30 protein-coding genes are annotated in these 16,581 nt (G+C 57.9%); 12 read left to right on the top strand and 18 right to left on the bottom strand.

All coding sequences use genetic code 11. The features are described from left to right. Positions 1–26 precede the first annotated feature (26 nt). The 6 genes from HA052_RS19595 to HA052_RS28025 all read left to right on the top strand — a co-directional run bounded on the left by HA052_RS19595 (position 27) and on the right by HA052_RS28025 (position 2,532). Positions 27–638: a hypothetical protein gene (locus HA052_RS19595; protein WP_166453208.1), complete on the top strand. Its 612-nt coding sequence runs from the start codon at positions 27–29 to the stop codon at positions 636–638. Between the two features lie 160 nt (positions 639–798). Further along, the gene (locus tag HA052_RS19600; protein ID WP_166453209.1) at positions 799–1,041 is read left to right on the top strand and encodes a hypothetical protein; all 243 of its coding nucleotides are present in this window, start codon (positions 799–801) and stop codon (positions 1,039–1,041) included. Positions 1,042–1,144: 103 nt separating this feature from the next. Continuing rightward, the gene (locus HA052_RS19605) at positions 1,145–1,525 is read left to right on the top strand and encodes a hypothetical protein (protein ID WP_166453210.1); all 381 of its coding nucleotides are present in this window, start codon (positions 1,145–1,147) and stop codon (positions 1,523–1,525) included. Between the two features lie 254 nt (positions 1,526–1,779). Continuing rightward, entirely contained in the window at positions 1,780–2,064 is a 285-nt protein-coding gene (locus tag HA052_RS19610) for a hypothetical protein (RefSeq protein ID WP_166453211.1), read from the top strand. 64 nt (positions 2,065–2,128) lie between these two features. Continuing rightward, positions 2,129–2,320 carry a hypothetical protein gene (locus HA052_RS19615; protein WP_166453212.1) on the top strand — a complete coding sequence of 64 codons (192 nt, stop codon included), beginning with the start codon at positions 2,129–2,131 and terminating at the stop codon, positions 2,318–2,320. Between the two features lie 77 nt (positions 2,321–2,397). After that, positions 2,398–2,532, top strand: coding sequence for a hypothetical protein (locus HA052_RS28025; RefSeq protein WP_277345121.1), 135 nt, complete (start codon positions 2,398–2,400; stop codon positions 2,530–2,532). A gap of 58 nt (positions 2,533–2,590) precedes the next feature. Here HA052_RS28025 and HA052_RS19620 read toward each other — a convergent pair whose 3' ends face one another. From HA052_RS19620 to HA052_RS19630, 3 genes are read right to left on the bottom strand one after another with little or no spacing between them, the layout of a single operon-like run. Next, positions 2,591–3,628: a hypothetical protein gene (locus tag HA052_RS19620; RefSeq protein ID WP_166453213.1), complete on the bottom strand. Its 1,038-nt coding sequence runs from the start codon at positions 3,626–3,628 to the stop codon at positions 2,591–2,593. A 50-nt stretch (positions 3,629–3,678) separates the two neighbouring features. Next, positions 3,679–3,924 (bottom strand): hypothetical protein, encoded by a 246-nt coding sequence (locus tag HA052_RS19625; RefSeq protein ID WP_166453214.1) that lies wholly within the window; start codon positions 3,922–3,924, stop codon positions 3,679–3,681. 32 nt (positions 3,925–3,956) lie between these two features. After that, complete coding sequence (locus HA052_RS19630; protein WP_166453215.1) at positions 3,957–4,619, bottom strand: competence protein CoiA; 663 nt, start codon at positions 4,617–4,619, stop codon at positions 3,957–3,959. Positions 4,620–4,833: 214 nt separating this feature from the next. Between HA052_RS19630 and HA052_RS19635 the strand changes: the two genes are divergently transcribed. The 6 genes from HA052_RS19635 (at position 4,834) to HA052_RS19660 (ending at position 10,320) form a co-directional block, all read left to right on the top strand. Beyond that, positions 4,834–6,447, top strand: a complete 1,614-nt coding sequence (locus HA052_RS19635; RefSeq protein ID WP_166453216.1) for a DNA sulfur modification protein DndB — start codon at positions 4,834–4,836, stop codon at positions 6,445–6,447. Between the two features lie 79 nt (positions 6,448–6,526). Then, on the top strand, positions 6,527–6,781 hold the full coding sequence (locus HA052_RS19640; RefSeq protein WP_166453217.1) for a hypothetical protein: 255 nt from the start codon (positions 6,527–6,529) through the stop codon (positions 6,779–6,781). 15 nt (positions 6,782–6,796) lie between these two features. Next, positions 6,797–7,060, top strand: a complete 264-nt coding sequence (locus HA052_RS19645) for a hypothetical protein (RefSeq protein WP_166453180.1) — start codon at positions 6,797–6,799, stop codon at positions 7,058–7,060. Next, positions 7,057–8,457 (top strand): Eco57I restriction-modification methylase domain-containing protein, encoded by a 1,401-nt coding sequence (locus tag HA052_RS19650; RefSeq protein ID WP_166453218.1) that lies wholly within the window; start codon positions 7,057–7,059, stop codon positions 8,455–8,457. Before HA052_RS19645 ends, HA052_RS19650 begins: the two co-directional genes overlap by 4 nt. A gap of 77 nt (positions 8,458–8,534) precedes the next feature. After that, positions 8,535–9,371, top strand: a complete 837-nt coding sequence (locus tag HA052_RS19655) for a GNAT family N-acetyltransferase (protein WP_166453219.1) — start codon at positions 8,535–8,537, stop codon at positions 9,369–9,371. 43 nt (positions 9,372–9,414) lie between these two features. After that, positions 9,415–10,320 carry a competence protein CoiA family protein gene (locus tag HA052_RS19660; protein ID WP_166453220.1) on the top strand — a complete coding sequence of 302 codons (906 nt, stop codon included), beginning with the start codon at positions 9,415–9,417 and terminating at the stop codon, positions 10,318–10,320. 868 nt (positions 10,321–11,188) lie between these two features. On the opposite strand, the gene HA052_RS19665 is transcribed toward HA052_RS19660, so the two are convergent. The 15 genes from HA052_RS19665 to HA052_RS19735 form a co-directional block, all read right to left on the bottom strand. Then, entirely contained in the window at positions 11,189–11,614 is a 426-nt protein-coding gene (locus tag HA052_RS19665; protein ID WP_166453221.1) for a hypothetical protein, read from the bottom strand. A gap of 259 nt (positions 11,615–11,873) precedes the next feature. Next, positions 11,874–12,062: a hypothetical protein gene (locus HA052_RS19670; protein ID WP_166453222.1), complete on the bottom strand. Its 189-nt coding sequence runs from the start codon at positions 12,060–12,062 to the stop codon at positions 11,874–11,876. Between the two features lie 16 nt (positions 12,063–12,078). Continuing rightward, positions 12,079–12,375 carry a hypothetical protein gene (locus HA052_RS19675; RefSeq protein WP_166453223.1) on the bottom strand — a complete coding sequence of 99 codons (297 nt, stop codon included), beginning with the start codon at positions 12,373–12,375 and terminating at the stop codon, positions 12,079–12,081. Between the two features lie 135 nt (positions 12,376–12,510). Further along, the gene (locus HA052_RS19680; RefSeq protein ID WP_166453224.1) at positions 12,511–12,858 is read right to left on the bottom strand and encodes a helix-turn-helix domain-containing protein; all 348 of its coding nucleotides are present in this window, start codon (positions 12,856–12,858) and stop codon (positions 12,511–12,513) included. Between the two features lie 8 nt (positions 12,859–12,866). Continuing rightward, on the bottom strand, positions 12,867–13,163 hold the full coding sequence (locus HA052_RS19685; protein ID WP_166453225.1) for a hypothetical protein: 297 nt from the start codon (positions 13,161–13,163) through the stop codon (positions 12,867–12,869). A gap of 14 nt (positions 13,164–13,177) precedes the next feature. Next, positions 13,178–13,468 carry a hypothetical protein gene (locus HA052_RS19690; RefSeq protein WP_166453226.1) on the bottom strand — a complete coding sequence of 97 codons (291 nt, stop codon included), beginning with the start codon at positions 13,466–13,468 and terminating at the stop codon, positions 13,178–13,180. Between the two features lie 12 nt (positions 13,469–13,480). Further along, on the bottom strand, positions 13,481–13,675 hold the full coding sequence (locus tag HA052_RS19695) for a hypothetical protein (RefSeq protein ID WP_166453227.1): 195 nt from the start codon (positions 13,673–13,675) through the stop codon (positions 13,481–13,483). A 48-nt stretch (positions 13,676–13,723) separates the two neighbouring features. Beyond that, positions 13,724–14,068 (bottom strand): hypothetical protein, encoded by a 345-nt coding sequence (locus HA052_RS19700; RefSeq protein WP_166453228.1) that lies wholly within the window; start codon positions 14,066–14,068, stop codon positions 13,724–13,726. A gap of 13 nt (positions 14,069–14,081) precedes the next feature. After that, on the bottom strand, positions 14,082–14,288 hold the full coding sequence (locus tag HA052_RS19705) for a hypothetical protein (protein ID WP_166453229.1): 207 nt from the start codon (positions 14,286–14,288) through the stop codon (positions 14,082–14,084). A 19-nt stretch (positions 14,289–14,307) separates the two neighbouring features. Further along, complete coding sequence (locus tag HA052_RS19710; RefSeq protein WP_166453230.1) at positions 14,308–14,577, bottom strand: hypothetical protein; 270 nt, start codon at positions 14,575–14,577, stop codon at positions 14,308–14,310. Positions 14,578–14,649: 72 nt separating this feature from the next. After that, a complete protein-coding gene (locus HA052_RS19715; RefSeq protein ID WP_166453231.1) occupies positions 14,650–14,946 on the bottom strand; it encodes a hypothetical protein in 297 nt (98 codons plus the stop codon). Between the two features lie 18 nt (positions 14,947–14,964). Further along, complete coding sequence (locus HA052_RS19720; RefSeq protein ID WP_166453232.1) at positions 14,965–15,492, bottom strand: hypothetical protein; 528 nt, start codon at positions 15,490–15,492, stop codon at positions 14,965–14,967. 73 nt (positions 15,493–15,565) lie between these two features. Continuing rightward, positions 15,566–15,904, bottom strand: coding sequence for a hypothetical protein (locus HA052_RS19725; RefSeq protein WP_166453233.1), 339 nt, complete (start codon positions 15,902–15,904; stop codon positions 15,566–15,568). Positions 15,905–15,921: 17 nt separating this feature from the next. Continuing rightward, positions 15,922–16,122 (bottom strand): hypothetical protein, encoded by a 201-nt coding sequence (locus tag HA052_RS19730; RefSeq protein ID WP_166453234.1) that lies wholly within the window; start codon positions 16,120–16,122, stop codon positions 15,922–15,924. 255 nt (positions 16,123–16,377) lie between these two features. Next, positions 16,378–16,578: a hypothetical protein gene (locus tag HA052_RS19735; RefSeq protein ID WP_166453235.1), complete on the bottom strand. Its 201-nt coding sequence runs from the start codon at positions 16,576–16,578 to the stop codon at positions 16,378–16,380. Positions 16,579–16,581: the final 3 nt, after the last annotated feature.

Consider the following 16,581-nt stretch of genomic DNA (forward strand, 5'->3'; position numbering starts at 1 on the left):
CAGCGCAGGTTACTAAGGAATTTGGCATGCAAATAAAATTACAGATCGATTATGACTACCAAAATGTTTATGGGCTGAATCAGTGGGACGCCGCAGCGCAGCGCTATATCCCGTTCGAAAATGAATCCATTTTTAAATGGAAACGAGGGGACCGGGGATTTTTCAACGCCGTAGCATCGGCTGTTGAGTCTTTGGCTGATGAGGGCTATCAGATTGATCTGGCCGAAGATGAGGAATATGAATCCTCTGCAGCGGAAATTGCTTTTGAGATTTGCTCGGAAGTGGGCCGTCGTGTTTTGCCACTCGAACCCATCGTGCTGAGCGAGGGTGAGTATGCCTTTATGTATGCGCGAAATATTATTCAAGGTAGGTGGCCAGAGGCAGAGAAAACGCTCCTCAAGGAGAACTACGCCTCTTTAATCTGGGAATACATCACGGATGTGATTAACGGGCCTTGGCCGGAGCTGGAGCCATATATTCTGCGTGAGAACTCCATGTTGCGTGAAGCCTACCCCTGCTTTTTGAAGGAACTGAAAAGGTCGAAAGAGAAGGATGCTTATCCGGTTGTAATCCCCAACCTGACGGATGGTGATCCAGCACTGGTCCCTGAGAACGAAGAGCATATGCCCGCAGATTGAAAGACAGTGGACTTGAGTGTGGGGGTAGGTCGACGCTGATAGGGCATGCGACGGGAGGCCTTGGGGGAGAGCTAGCGCCCCGATGTCGCCGCATGCAAGCCCCCACACTCAAGGCCACCGTAGCAGCCACGGGGAAGCCACAAAGACACCGGAGCGGTACATGAAATTGCAAAAAGGCATGAAGCTGATCTACCAGGGATTTGAGCAATCGCCGTCCGTCGAGATCAAGGCGGTGATGCTCGAAGGGTACCAAGAGTACGACGGCGGGCTGCAAGGCGTTGCGGTTCGCTGGTTAAAAAAGCCCGGAAAGCCCAGCGCTTTCATCCCGTGTAAAAGCAGTGTTGACTTCGTCTGCGATGAACGCTTTGCCAATCTGAAGCCAGCTAGCCAGGTAAGCCGTTAACGGCGAGTCCAACATCCACGAGCTGGCTCAATAGATAAGTTTCGCATGCGAAACCACGCGCCAAGTGCGCCCGCCCCCGGCCGGAAGCCGTCAAGGAAACCTCATGAATATCAGCAAGAACTTACTGGCCATCGTTACTTTGCTGGCGCTGGCCGGCGGCGCGGCCGCCGCCACGTCGACGGCGGAGCCAACTGCAGCCCAAATGCAGGCTGCTGGGGAGCGAATCTGCGGCAACGACACCAAGTGCTGGCGTGAGTTTGCCATTCTGCAAAAAACCCAGGCGCTGAACGTCGTCGGTCTGTACTGGGTGAAGGTTGAATGGCGCCATAAGAACAAGTCCAAAAATGCCCTTAAAACCTTCCCCCAGTGCAAGACGGAGGATCAGGAGTGCTGGAAACGCCTGGTCAAGGTGGCGAGTGTCGCGAACGAAGCTGTCACCACTCTGGACAAGTTCGATGATGAGGAAGGCGTCCACAAACCATAGGCCGTAACGGGTGCCGGACAATGAACCAGGACCAGCAGGCGGTATACCAGGCCTTGAAGGCGAACTCTTCGACCAACCGCTTGACCGGACTGGGCGCCGCCTTCTATCTCGGTTATGACCACCCTACCCTACCCTACCCTGCCGGTCGGCCAAGCGGGGCCCGCCGCGGGCCTACCTGGATCCAAGGCCCGGGCGGCATACAAAGCGGGCCAAGCCGCAGCGAAAGCCGGCCAAAACCACACGAGGAAAAAAGCATGACTGGAGTTCAACGTGAAGCGCTCTTCGATCAACGCTCCCGCGAGGAGGTCGAAGCGGAGAAGGCGCGCATGTCGCCGGTGCTGACGGAAAAAGATCATGACGATCTGGATGTTTTCCTGCACGACGTGCTGGATGATTTCAGCAAGGGCGTTCTCTCGAGGGACCAGGTTGTCCAGGGCTTGAGCCATATGATTGCCGCGGCGAGCTTGGGCAACTACGTGGAGCTCAGAAACAACTTCAAGCACGGGCTGAGGCCTCGGGGTGAAGAGGCTGAAGAGTAAAACGATTCGCGCGGCGCCCTGGTGGAGTGGGCTCTGCTCTATCCCTCAAATATGGAGATGTGAAATGGCAGAAATGTTGAAAATGGCTCGCATCATCAGTGGCCACCGCATTCGCGAGGTCAATCCCGATGACGCGGATTGGCTGCTCGCAGTGCAAGAACAGCAGGACCAGCTCGCAAAAGAAGTGGCAGCCTGGCGCGAACGCTTCCCTAGCCACCGGTATAGCGCGAAAGATGATTGTGTAGTCCTCAAGTAGTCGCTCGGTAATATCGCGTCGCTTTGCCCATGCCGCTGGCCAGCGGCATCAGCAAGTCGACTCACCAGGAGAACAACATGGAAAACTTTTTCCGCCGTTATGGCGTGTGGTCGGTGACCACGCTAGGTATCGGCTACACGCTCTTTGTGCTTGCAGGGACGTCCGGCTGGAGAGTCGGCGCGTGGTTGGCGGATCTGCTCATGCAATTCTGAGGCCTGGCGGGCGTTCGGGATACCGGCGCCGCCAGCGCTTCGCTGTGTGGCCGGGATTCTACTCAGCCATGATTCTCTCGCGTTCATGGTTGCAGCTGCCACAGTAGCCACCATTGCCCTGGTCCTCCTGGCGTAGAGGGGTGTCGCATCGGCGGCATTCCCGGTCTTCCAGCTCGTGATCGCACCACTGGCAGCAACCATCACGGGTCAGGAAGGTATGGCGATGACAGCAGTCACATTCTTCAAAGTCTGATGGCTGGTCACTGAACCGGTCAGAGCCATCCATCTCATACTGCATTTCCCGGATCAACTCTGGCTCAATCAGGTCGACCTGACCACAAACATGGCACTTGTAGCGAAAGTCATGGTCGTCAACCTTGAGGCACTTCTCTACGTCTTCGGGATGGGGTTGCAGCAATTCAGAGAAGCAGGCTGGACAGTGGCAACGATCCAACCAGGGCTGCATGCGAGGCGGTACGCCGGTTTGGCTCCACCCCTGCTCACATTCTTTGCGGATGGCCGCGTAAAACGTGTGATGGTGCAGCATGATGGGCCAGGCCTCACCCAGCAGCTCTGCGGGATCTTCTTCCAACTCATCTCTGGAGAAGTCTCGCAATAGTGGGAACAGATCCGCCAGCATGCTGGCGATGTCAGCAAGAGGAGCCATGGGGTGCAAGTGCTCCAGCCCATTACGGGTTTTTTGGATTCGTTTTATGGTCTCCCAGTCGATTTTGATCTCGAGAATACTAAACCGCTCTTCGATTCCAGAGACATCGATCGTGTTCTCCTGGAAACCACCTTCGGGTTCCCAGCGAATTCCTCCCTTGCCATCCGGGTGAGGAATGGCATTCTTGTTTTTCGGTTTGCGGATCAGATTGTATGCAGCCTCTTCATCGTCAACGGAAGAGGCAATTTTGTACTTCATCAGCAGCAACAAGCCGGCGAACAAGTTCCGACTGGCGGACAGCGCGCGGGACACATCCTGTTTGCGCCCCTCTCCGTCCTTAGGCTTCTGGCTGTGCAAGAAATCTTCAACGCCAAGGCGGATCGAGGTTACCGCGTTGTCCTTCAGTTTTTCGATATCAAATTTTGTCATCGTGTCCAATTGTTCAGGAAAAGGTGAGGCCTAGCGCGATGGCGCCCGGCCTATTGCAGCAACAATTTTACGGCCCATATTGCGAGCGCTAAGGGTAGGAAGCCGCCGGGCCAGGTACGACCTGATCCAATTTCAAAAAAGTGCAGAACGGCAATGAGCAGACCGCATAAGGTGGCATAGCTGGCAAGTATCTTGGCCAGTAAGCCCGGTAGCGTTACATAATTGATCATCAGCACTGCGATGCAGGCCAGAAGCCCCAAAAGTCCTTCTATTCCTAGGTTGTGTCTGTCGCGCATAGTGATCCTTGTTATCTATGGGGAAGGTGCACTCAGGTCGAGGCCGGGCCACCGATCGAGCTAAAGTCGGTGGTGCCCGAGCTCGCCAGCTCGGCGAACCCCGCCGGATCCACCAGGCCGGCGCGGCCCACCTTGGTTTTTGGGTCGTAGCGCAGCACCCGCCAAAAACCATGCTCTTCACCGAAATCGATGAACACCGGTACGGTGATGTGCCAGCGCTCGAAAAGCTTGCTGCGTGGAAACCACTGGAATTGAGCGATGCCGTTCTGGTTCGGGTGGGAACGGCCGTTGCTGAAATTGAAGCGATCAGCGTCGTTCCTGCAGCCGTCTATCACCCAAACGAGCTTTTGGTAAAAGCGGCCTCGAGCCTCGACTTCGGCCGGCTCGATATTCGAGTGCTGGAACTCCAGCACCAGGCCGGCCGGCGTGCGCACGTCGGCGATGTGCATCTCCTGCGTCACCGGATCCCGCATCGGCACCTCTTGCCAGTCGACCGGAAAGCGGTCTTTCCAGCTGCGGTGCCATTCGGTCTCGTTCTCCCACCAGGTGTCGCAATGGCAGCGCGACGCATGCGCCCAGTGCCAGATCACATGCTGGCCGCACTTGGCGATCACCGGCTCACCACACCCAGGGCAGATACCTTTCAGCTTGGGCTGCGGCTCCTCCCGCACGCCATCAATCAGCGCATATCGCATAGAAGCTCCATCAGCTTGCCGGACGCACCCGGCTGTTGAGAACAAAGGCATATTCTAGCAGCCTGACCGCGCTTTTCGGAAAAGCCTCTCTATCAAAATACATAGGTATCTATTGATTTGTGGAAATAAATAGAATACTATTGATCCATATTCAACGCCGGCGGCGCCCTTTCCGACCTTGTGGGGTCGCCGGCCATTCTTGACGGGGACCAGCATGCAGCAAGTCAACAAACACTATGTGATCGCCTTGTGCGGCGTGACCATAGGCCGGCAATTCCACTCGGCCGGCACCATCATTGGCATTTACCACGATGACGACTTCAACGCGAGGCAGAAGGCTCACGAGATAAACCGCAAATCCGGGGCCGACTATGGCCGTCGAGTCGCCGCGATTGAAAGTGCTGAGCCGCTGAAGAAGGGCGACCTGCGCATGGATCTGGTCGAGGCTTGGGAGCGGCAAGAGCTCGACCGGCGCAAGCTCGAGCTGATGAAAGACATCCTGCGGCCGGAAAGCACCGGTGTCGATTTCAATCAACGCCTGGTCACCGGCGAACTGGCCCTGCTGAAAATCTCGCTGGACGAGCTGCGCGCCCTATACGAGGTGCGCGCCCGCGAGTCGTTGGAGGAGGACGAGCGCATGGCGGTACTAGAGGCCGAGGACCGCGCGCGGCGCAACGCAGCTCTGCACGATGTACGGAAGCTGGAGCTGCAGCGCGACGAAATCACCTATACCTTCCCCGCGGTGCGAGGCATCCAGGCTGGCCGCGCCTACTACGTCGCTCAGGTGCCTTACGGCGTGCTCGCCAAGTTGTTCAAGTTCGATGAGGAAGTGGTGCCGGCGGAATGCCGCGCTCAGCGCGTGTTGAATACGCGCCGCGCCGGCGACATCGCGGACTATATGGTGGCCAACCCTATCGACTACGTGCTGCCGGCGTTGACCGCCAGCGTGTCCGCGGAAATGGCTTTCGAGCCGGTGGCGCTGCCCGGCGCCAGCGACCGCGTCGGCATGCTGTCGATTCCGATCAGCGCGACGATGTTGATCAACGACGGTCAGCACCGGCGCAAAGGCATCGAGCTCGCGCTGGCGCAGCGGCCGGCGTTCGCAAAAGAGACCATCGCGGTGACGCTGTACTTTGACCAGGGCCTGGCGCGCAGTCAGCAGATGTTCGCCGACATCAACGCCAAGCAGGTCAAACCGTCGAGCGCAATCAACGCGCTGTACGATCATCGCAACCCTTTCAACGCCTTCGTGCTGAAGCTGCTGGATCATCTGCCCAAGCTCAAATCGCGCATCGACTTCGAGAACGCCAGCCCGGGCGCAAAGTCGCACAAGCTGTGGAGCCTGGTGGTGGTCCGTAAATTCATCACCTTGCTGACCGGCGTCAGCGAGAAGAACATCGCGGAACTGGAGCCGGCCATGCAGGCCGATTGGGCCGAGGTGCTGAATGCCTTCTTCCAGCAGTGCGCCCAGCACATCCCGCAATGGGACGCGATGATGGACAACCGCGTGGCCGCCAGCCAGGTGCGTGAGGAATGGGTGATTGGCCATGCAGTGTGGCTGGAGGCACTGGCGCTGTTTGGCCGCCAGCTGCTGAACCGCGCCGGCACGGCGGAACAAGTGAACTGGGCGCCGATGGCCGGCTTGGCCACGCTGGATCCGCAAAAATCGTCGAAGCTGTGGGAGGGACGTTGTGTGGTGCTGGGCAAAATGCAGAAGACCAGCGACGGCGTGAAGTCGACCGCGGCGCAGCTGCTGAAGGCGGCAGGCCTGCCGCTGACCAGTGAGCTGGAGGAGCTGGAGCAGCGCTTGACCGCCAGCATGGCGTAACCAGGTGTGGCGCACGGTTCCGACACCGCGCGCCACCTACTGAGGACCAGTAGTCCGCCCATTTTATCAGAAAGCCCCCATGCCCCGTCCCTACCCGATTACCGAAGCCTCCCTGGACCTGATGCTGACCCAAACTCGGGTCAGCTCGCCTGGCATCCGCGCGGCGCTGCAGGACCATTTTGTGCGCGGCCTGCCGCAGAACGAAGCGGCCGCCCGTCACGGAGTGGCGCCGCAGCAGTTGAACCCGGTGGTCCGCAAGATCCGCAGCAAGATCAAACCGGCCTTTGACGCATATGCCGACCTGGTCGGCGCCGGCGGCGCGTCGCAGCCGTGAGCCAGGGAGACAATCATGAGCTTGAGCTGGAGAGACAGCGCGCTGGCGGTGATGGACCAGGTGCGCGTAGAGCATTTGCAGGCCGGCGTCAACGATAAGGCGCAGATCGCCCGCGCCATCGACGCCGCGTATCCCTTTGGCGAGCGGACGCACTATCCGTATAAAGCCTGGCTGTCGGCGCGCAAGGCGTTTTTTGCGCGCCATGGCCTGCCGCTGACCACGCGCCGGCGGCGCCCGCCGGACTTGCTGGACGCCCTGGTTACCGGAGATCGCGGATGAACGTCGATAGGCAATACCCGTTGGCCTTGGATGGCGACCCGGAGCGCGAAGCAATTGAAGCCGTGCACGCCGCGACGGCGCTGTACACCGCGGAGCCCGTTGTCGACCAGCTGCTGGATCTGCTGCAGTGGCCGGCCAACGGCGGCAGCCTGCTGGATCCGAGCTGCGGCAACGGCATGTTCCTGGTACGGGCGCTCGAGCGTGTGCTGGCGATGGCGCCGGCGGCCAGCGACGAGGCCTTGCTGCAGCTGACCGGCTGGGAGTTTCACCCGCCGGCGGCCGCGGAGGCGCGGCAGCGAGTCGAAACGCGCTTGATCCTGGCCGGCCGCAGCGCCGGCGATGCGCAGCGGCTGGCCGCTCGCATGGTGGTGTGCGCTGACTTCCTCACCGCGGGCCCTGACTCGCCAAGCGTCAATTTCATTGCCGGCAACCCGCCCTACCTGCGCCGGCTTCGGGTGCCGTCGCTGCTGCAGCGGCAATACGATGCGGTCGTCCCGGGCCATGCCCGCGCGGATCTGTTGCACGCCTTTCTCGACCGTTGCGTGCGCTGCCTGAAGCCCGGCGGCCGCATCGGCCTGGTGACAGCCGATCGCTGGCTCGCAGCAGCCCAGGGCGCCGCATTGCGCGCCGAGATGGGACGCTACGTGGCCATCGCCCACCTACAGCGCCTGGACGCGCGCAGCACCTTCTTTCGCTCGAAAACCCGCGTTGCCGGCACGCCGCCGCGGGTGCATCCGGTGGCCTTGCTGCTGGCGGGCGCCGGCGAGCCGGGGTGCCAGCCGCTGAGCGCTGCCCCGATCTATCCTGGCGTCGATGCCGCGCGCTATCGCGACCGGCCAACGCTGGGCGAGCGGGCCTCAGTGCGCCTGGCGCCCTGGTTGGGGACCGATGGCGTGTTCCTGGTCGACGCCGGCGCCGCGGCGGCGCTGCCGGCGGATCTCCTGGTGCCGGTGTTGGCGCCGGAGGACCTGGCCGGCGAAGCGGTGCAGCCGCCGCGGCGCTGGGCCATCCGGACGGTCCCTGGGGAGCTGCCGGCACCGTCGATCCGCCTGCACTTGCAGCGCACACTGCCGGCGATGTCGGCCCGTGGCCGCCAGGCCGGCGCCTGGCAGCCGCCCGAGTCCTTCCATCGCTGGGATTTGTCGCGGCCGATGTTAGTGCTGCCGCGGATCCTGGCGCGCGTCGCCCCGATCTGGTTGCCGGCCGGACGCTTGCCGATCAGCCACCAGCTGGCGATCCAGTGCGACGACGTGGCGCAGCTACGGCAGCTGGCCGACGCCCTGCGCCAGCCGCTGGCCACCGAGTGGTTGCATGGCCATGCGCCGCGGCTGGAAAACGGCTATCACCAGCTATCCGCGCCGTTGTTGCGGCGTATGCCGCTGGCGATCGACGGATGAGCGTGCGGGTGGTGCGCCCGCCGTCTCGCTGTCCTTGATAGAATGTTGGCATTTTATTGCGGCAGAGGTGGAAAGAGATGGCATTACCGTCACTGGAAGGGAACTGGTTTTCGGGCAAGCGTGGGAACGCTCGCCTTTATCTGCTGGACGTGCGCGACAAACGGCATCCTGAGGGGGCACCGATCGCGCAGCTGCTGGTGGAACGCGAGGAAACCGTGGTGCCGGATGAGAAAGAGGGTCATACCTTCGAAGCCCAGCTGCAGCTGTTTTACCAGGTGCTCTGGTCGAACGGCGGTCTGCAGCCTTTGGCTAGCGGCCATTTCCAGGCCAGTTACCGACGAGAGTTCGACGACGGCGAGATCGTATCCTTGACCGGTCGTAATGGCGCGCCAGGAACGGTGTTCCTGGATCCAGAGTCACTGCGGGGGCAGCGAGTCGGCACCTATCTGATGAATGAGCTGGTGGCTTGGGTGCAGCGCTGGCCCGAAGCCGACGTGCATCCGATCCAATTGGAGAACGCCCAGGCGTATGAAGCAAACCGCGCCCGCCGTAATCGTTTCTACGAACGATTCGGCATCGTGTTCGACTACCAGGATGCAGGACACCAGGAAGGCCGGTCGCGGCCGATGAAGGTGCGCGAGCTGCTCCCTGTCCTGTCTTGGCAAGAAAATATCCAGGAGCGCGATATCCGCGACGTCCTAGAAACGCAGCGGCGAGAAAATGAGCTCCTCACGTTCGAGCGGGATGGGCGGGTTCGCGCGCTGGAGCAGGCGAACGATCAGCTGCGGCGCGCATGCCGCCAGCCGTTGCGCTGGGCCGTGAGCCAGCTGTGGCGATTGCATGCGCCGAGCCGCGGCGCGGTGTTACTGGCGCTGATGGTGGCGGGGATGTTGTGGTGGCAATTCAAGTCCTGACCCTGGCCATGGCCAGGCGCCGGTCGCTGGTCAGGAACGGCTCATGAGCCTGATCCCTTTTGGATTGAAGGGCGATGCCCTAGTGGAAGTCAGCGAAGTTGCCCAGGGCCTCGCCTGCGGCTGCGTGTGTCCGGGCTGCCGCGGACCCCTGGTGGCGCGCCAAGGTCCGATCAACATCCATCACTTTGCTCACCACTCGCGTGCGTCCTGCGCCGAAGCGATGGGGCAGGCCTTGCTCCTGGCCATTGTCGAGGTGTTACAGGCGCCGGATTGCCAGCTGGGTCTGCCTGGTCCGCAAGCTCGCGTTCTATCCCTCGAGGCGGTGACGCTGCCGCCGGCGACGGTACCAGGTGGCGCAGCCATCCAGGTTTGGTACCGTCAGCGCGCGCTGCAGCTGCTGGTGGAGTGGGATCTCGCCGCCGGCGCCGCCACTCGCGCGCAGTGGCAGGCGCAGCGGGTACCTGCGATCGCGCTCAACTTGACGGCCTTCGTCCGCGAAATCCAGCATCGGCAACAGAAGCAGATCCGCAAGGGCGATGTCCAACAGTGGCTGCGGGCTGAAGCTTACAAGAGCTGGATCTACCGCACGCCGCGGCCGGCGCCGCCGGCGCCCTCCTCCCGGGTAGAGCCCCAGGTGATCTCCAGGCCCGCGCCAGTTCCATTCGCTCCGCTCAGGCTGGCCAGGCCGGAGGTGATCGTGCCGCGGCCGCGCAACCAAACCCCTCCGAGTCAGGAAGAAATTCGGGCCGCACTGATGGCCCAGCTGGAGCAGCTTGCGCCGTTGGCACCCGTCAACGTTGAGCTTTTTGTCTTCAGGATAGAAACGGCGATCCGCCTGGGCGTGCTGGCGGATGCCGGCCGGCGATACCTGTTCAAGAAAAACTTGATGCCAGCGGATGATCTATGGGTGGGGCAGGTTTTAAAGCGGCTGGGCTATGGCGTAGAGTGAGAGGAGCCATGAAACGAGTGGAAAGGCTTACCTGATTTTCCGATTTTGTTAGCAATGGGATTCGAGTCCGCACTTAACCGCCCTTACGATGTCGGCTGGAGAGGCTGCGATGGATTCCTCCTCCGAATCGTCATCAAGCACGTATCAGCTCCTGGACATGAATTCGCAGAGCGACTTGCGGGTCTTGAACACATCGACGCTGTAGTCTTCATAAACTGCCGTGTAAATCATTATCCGTTTCAAGCACCGGGGCCCGTCAGTCGGCTGATTGGTGGGGGCTTTTTCAATGCACGTTAGACGGCCTGCTAGTCCTGGTTCATTTATATTTATTATATTTCAAACCGCAATTGGGACATGTAAATTCCTCGATGCCAAATGACATTCTATAAACATACCCACACCGACAGCGAACCACTTCTGAAAAAAAAGACATGCCTGCAATCGCTATTATTACGCCTAAAAATACGATGCCGACTACAACAATTAAAGAGATATTCATAAATTTTCCAATGGTCTGGATGCTTACGATCCGTCTTTACGTGTCCACATCTTTGACATGGAAGCAACAAACAATCCCAAAGCAACACCGGCTGCTACATATGGCATCGGCAATCCACCGAAGCTGGATTGAGAAACGGCCTCCATAAGACTCACAAACTGACGTGAATTATCAGGCGTACTATTCAGCCATGTTATGCAAGCCAAGCCACCTGTACCGACTGCGGCCATCAGGACAGGCAAATAGAATACCTCTCTGAGTCCTGTAAAAATTTTCCCAAGCACGACACCTACAACGATGTATGGGAAAAAAATACAATCAACAGTACAGTTATTAATTCAAATAGCATGATGGTTTCCTTTTCGAGGTCTATGCTTGGGCTGGAGAGTAAGCCGACCAGCAGAGTTGGCGGCAAAGGACATTGCCGCTGTAATCCAACTCATACAGATAGCCATCGCCACTTCGGGCATTGATGTAGCGGGCAACAGCTTGTTCCTGCTGTTGCTGTGTCAAATCTACAAAAGGTAATTTATCGGCCATCATCAGCTTGTTTTCAGGGTGACAGGGCTGCGGAGGCAACAGATTGGCAAAGCGCTCATCGCGGGCGAATTCGGCACCACTCTTGCACGGGATGAATTCGCTGGGCTTGCCCGGTTTCTTCAGCCAACGAACAGCAACGCCTTGGAGTCCGCCGTCGTACTCCTGGTGGTCGTCAAGCATCACAGCCTTGATCTCCACCGAGGGTGTTGTCTCAAACCCCTGGTAGATTAGCTTCATTCCCTTTTGCAGATCCATACGCAGCTCCTGTGTATTGGTGCCGGCGGTGCCGGCAGGGCATTTCCGTTCTGGCCGCCTTGGTAGGGGCGGTAGGGTTTGACAACCTGCCGACCATCCATACTCTCTCAAGGTTTACCGGGTCTTGCTCGCGCTCACCGCCGTTGTCGGAGTATCTGGCTATCGGGTTCCTGTCCTACTACCCCTACCGGGGCGGCCTGTTTTCCGGTATCTATGAAACCATCCGGAATTTCCGGATAGTTCGTGCTGAATAATTTTCCTATGCTTTCGTGTTCGCGGCGAAAGCGGCCCGGATCTGGCTCATCTTTTCTTCGCAGGCCAGTTCCAATTCCTCATCGCAAACTGCCATCGCAAATCCCTGGATTGCCATGAGCAAGACATGCTGCTGGTGAGCTTGTTGTGCCCGCTCGATGCCAAGGAGCTTCAGGGCTTCATCCAGTCTTTCCATGAATTTTTCCGGGGTCTTACTGGCCGCGGGCTACGCGGGCCTGGTTAACGATTTTGACCAGCTTTGGCCGGTAGTATTCATTGCCCGGCATGCCGCCCGGCTCGAACGCTTTTTCAGCATATTCGGCCTGGAATGAAATCAATTCATCAGCTAGTGCTCGAAGCTGCTCAAGCTCTGACGTGACAAGTGACGCGCCTTCTACAACAGCCTGCCGGCGTATCGCCGTTGCGCGCTCGCTCTTATCTTCTATGTGCAGGCTGGCATCTACTGCGCGATCCAGAGCGGCAGTGATTTGCTCATCAGTTAGCTTCATCCCTAAACCTTTCTTTCGGCTTCCAGCCGGCAGTGGGCGGCCAACTGGCTGCAATGTTTCGCATGCGAAACTCTGTTGAGTCTGCTCGTTGCTGCCGAGACGCGCCCGGCAGCGGCAGCAGGCTTTCTCATTGGTTTAATTCTTTGCGGCCAGTTCAGTGATTAACAGCAATACAACTTCCTTTTGACTTGCGGAAAGGTTTCGAAACATACGTACCAAAGTAACCTCTTGCTCACTCTCGCAAATCCCCTGCCCGAGATGATGACCCGTCAAAACATATAGTAAGTCCACGTTGATGGAACCCAAGGCGGATAATTGAGTGGCCGTAGGTGACGAAACTCCCTTTTCCCAATCTACGAGCGTTCGCCGCTTTGCGCCTGAAACCTCGGCAAATGTCTCTTGCGTCATTCCCAACCGCTTACGCTCATCACGCAAACGCGCGGCTATAGTGCTAAGAGACACATCCATTTGTTGGGATTCCATATTTTCCGTTACGCGGCTCTGGCGTCCAACTCTGCGCAGAGGGCGGGGATAGCCTTTTCATAGAGCGACCAGTTCTGCTCAAGCATCGTTGCGCACTCCTCGAAACGAGCCGCCCAATGCTCATTCCCAATGAGGCGCAGTGCGATTGTGGCTGCCGCTAGAAACCCAACCATGACATTCACGGTCGAGAGGTCAAGCCGCTCGCAATCAACGGTCTTGTTGTAGCCATCAGCCAGCGCCTGGCGATAAGCATCCAGCAGGGAGGGGGTTCTGCTGTTTACCGGGATTTTGGTAACATTGTTCATGAAATTTTTCCGGCCTATTCGCCTGATGCTTTGAACACCGCAGCATCAGCCATGAAATCTGCAACTTGATGTGCAAAACGTTCGCGTGCCTTTTCATTGGCAAGATGTGGGGCTACAGCGCCCTCACCTTGCGCGACGTGCGCGGCAGAAACTGTAAGTTCGGTTTCGCCAACGTGGAGCGAAACGGCCATGCCGAACTCACGCATATCTGTAGGCGACACCCAGCAAGCTAGACCGATAGATCGCAGCTTTTCAGCCGCATCATCTAGGATTTTTATGGCTTGCTGGTTTTGCAGAATATTCATAATTATTTTCCGCTATTCGATTTGCTGCGGTTGTCGCAGCAGGTGCATGGCTTCAATTGCCGTCACGATGCACAGAAACACACCTCCTGCGGCAAACTCCATCATGCCGATGTACAAGTGCTTATCTGCACCGATCATTGCCATAACTAAGCACCACGCGGCAAGTAAGCCCTGGACAATTAGCCTGAAACGTTTCAATGTTCTCATTGCTGCCTCCTTCGAGCCGGCGGCGGCCGGCGTGTATTTTCCGTGGGGTTAGTGGGCCTCCTTGGAGGCGTCTGACTTCACCCAGGTCGAAAGCCGAGCAAGCAGGCCGAGCATAAAAATGGGCACTAGGGCAATCAATAGATTGATCGTCAATCCGATAACTGCCCTCAACAGCAGTGATGGCCCGCGGATTACCCAGGGGAGTTCGGTTGTCGATGGGAAAATCCCTCCAGTGAAGAACTCATTCGCAAGGTACGCTCCGGGCCAGTGCCACGGCCATGCATACCAGGCAGATGATTGGTAGGTCAGCAAGGACCGTTCAAACCACATGATGGCCTCATACCCTCCCCAGCCGAAGCCGAGGAGACAGAGGGCGAGCAAGAAAAAAGGCATAGTCATTTTCTGTTTAATTCAGCAATGCCTGATGGCCCATATAAGTTAGAGACCAAGTTGCCCTGCCTGGCCGGTAGTCGTCTCTACGGAGCAGGCCGGCCCGTTCCAGTTCAGTGCAGGTTGACTCTTGTGCTTTGATTGCTTCCAAGTTAATGGCATCAATTCCACCATAGCGCTTCGCCTCTATCAGAATGGCACGCTGGGCTTGTTCGAGTTTCATGGCAACTTTCCGAGCTGGATCAGCTTTGCTCAACAACAACGACTTCTTCGATATTGATCGCTGCCCCCAGCGTCTGACGCATCCAACTTTTGGCGGCATCATAGGCTTGCGTGTGATTGGTGCCGTGGAAATTTTTGGCATCCACATTGAGGCTTAGATTGCCTCTCTGCCCGTCTCCTGATTTTGTGTAGAAGACTGCCGTGGAAACAAAGAAATTAGGCGTTTGCTCGCTTACAACGATCAAGAACTTGCCTTGCGGGTGATCAACATTGAACTTGCGTGTTGCCATTGGTTGTTTTCCTAGTTGGCCTTCTGATTGCTGCCGGCAGTACCGGCAGCAATCAGAAGGCGTTTCCGATGGTTATTTGGCAGCGCGTTCTTTGGCACGACGCATAACAACTTCCCCCCAACCGGGCCATTTCATGCAATCAATTGCCCCGCCATGTTCGGGGTCTCCAGTCTGCTCGGACACCCATTGATTGAATGCTTCGCACTCGGCCTGCGTCATGCCATCCATGACAGATTTCGGCTCATTAGACTGGCCAACCAGAAGCGTTAGCCAAGACTGGACTTCGGCTTGCTGACCTGCGGGCAGGTCACTCATTTTCTGCTCGACAGGCACAGGCTGAACGCTAAATTTTCTTGTACGGTCTTCCATCTTGAGTCTCCTTTTCCGTTACTTGGCTGACCGGAGGTTCACAACGATCTTTTGCACTTCTTTGCTGTTCGGAGAAGATGCGTAAACCCAAGTAGTTGAGTTGACCCCTGGTGTCATTGCCTTTACCAGCATCACATTCTCTATTGACTCCGAATGATTGAAAAACCAGTTCAAACTGTCCGAGCTGGCTGCCATTTGGAATTTCCATCCTGCGGGGATGCAGACATCAGCAAGCTGGCCAGCCTTGAGAGTAATTGTGCCGATCTGTTCCTGGCCCTCAACAAAGCGATACGAACATTTACCGTTGTACACGAGAGGCTGAGCGGACCCGTCCGGATTGGTCTTGAAGACAACCTGTTGCCACTTGTGATCGACACAGATCAAAGGCTTCGCAACCTTCATGCTGCTCAGCGTGCCTTCATCTTGGCATGCTGCATGTAGCTTGGCGTCTTTGTACTCAGGCGCGGGATTGGCCACAGGACCAGCGCTCGCTCCTGTGCAACCCAAGGCCAGAAATGCAACGGCGGCGATAAGTTCATTTCTCATTCATTTCATCCTGTTTGAGCATCGGCTGCCGGCCGGCGCGGGCGCCACCTAGGCGCGGTGTTTTCCGTGATTGTTATTCGGTGTCGGCCAGTTTGACGATACGGAACGCCGCACGACGCTCCTGGGCGATTTCATCAGACGTTGGCCGAGCGGCAGCGACCTTACCTTGCAGATCGCCGTAACGATCCACAATGAGGTAGCCGCATCCTGCTAGCTCCCGGCACGCCGCCGCCAGCTCACGATCAGCCACACCCACGGCCGGCAGGTAGTAGTGCGCTGCCAGGCCGTTCTGCGCGAGCACGTCCAGCGCCTTGTCACGTTCGATGTCCGAGTACAGGCCACGCATTACACCGACAGCGTGAGGGCCGACGATCCAGGCACGAGCGGCAGAGAACAGGGCTTTTAGGGTCATGACCAATTTCCGATCAGCTACGCCAGTCGTTGAGTACGTTCGAATTTATGAATGAAGCACTCGCCGTTATGTGCGCAAAGCCATACACCATTGTCGAAATAATTGATGACGACATGGATTTCCGGATTAACGCCATCAGCATCGGGAATCCAATCTTCATCGTTGCGAACCATGTGGGCAATCTGTTCTGCTAATCTGTCGCTTATGGTGTGTTGCATAGTAATTTTCCGTCATGTCAGTAGGAAGGCGCTGCAGGCCGGATGATTGTTACGCAGCCCTTCGGGGGAATAGCCTCACCTGGCACACATTCCGGCGTGGACTCCCGATGAGACACCCAGATTTGCAGGGAGATACCGATAGCCGTGATTGCCACAATGACTACCGTTATCACAAGCACCCCCACCAACTGAGGATGATCTTTCAGCTTCACAGTTTGCCCTTTCCTGCCGACCGTAACCGGCGCTCTTCCGTGATTAGATGGTGACACTGGCGGTCAGCACTTTTTGCCAACGCAAAACGTGTTTTGCGAACCGCTCGTACCGCTCAGTGCGAGCTTTATACTCGGCCATGCCAACGATCATCCATGTTGCCATCGAGAGCGGAAACAGCTTTCGGTATGCGACATGGTTTCGTTGAACCGCTTTGCGGTAGATTGCGTGAATTCGTGCGTTCATGGC

Source organism: Chromobacterium fluminis (assembly GCF_011602385.1).
Lineage (GTDB): Bacteria > Pseudomonadota > Gammaproteobacteria > Burkholderiales > Chromobacteriaceae > Chromobacterium > Chromobacterium fluminis.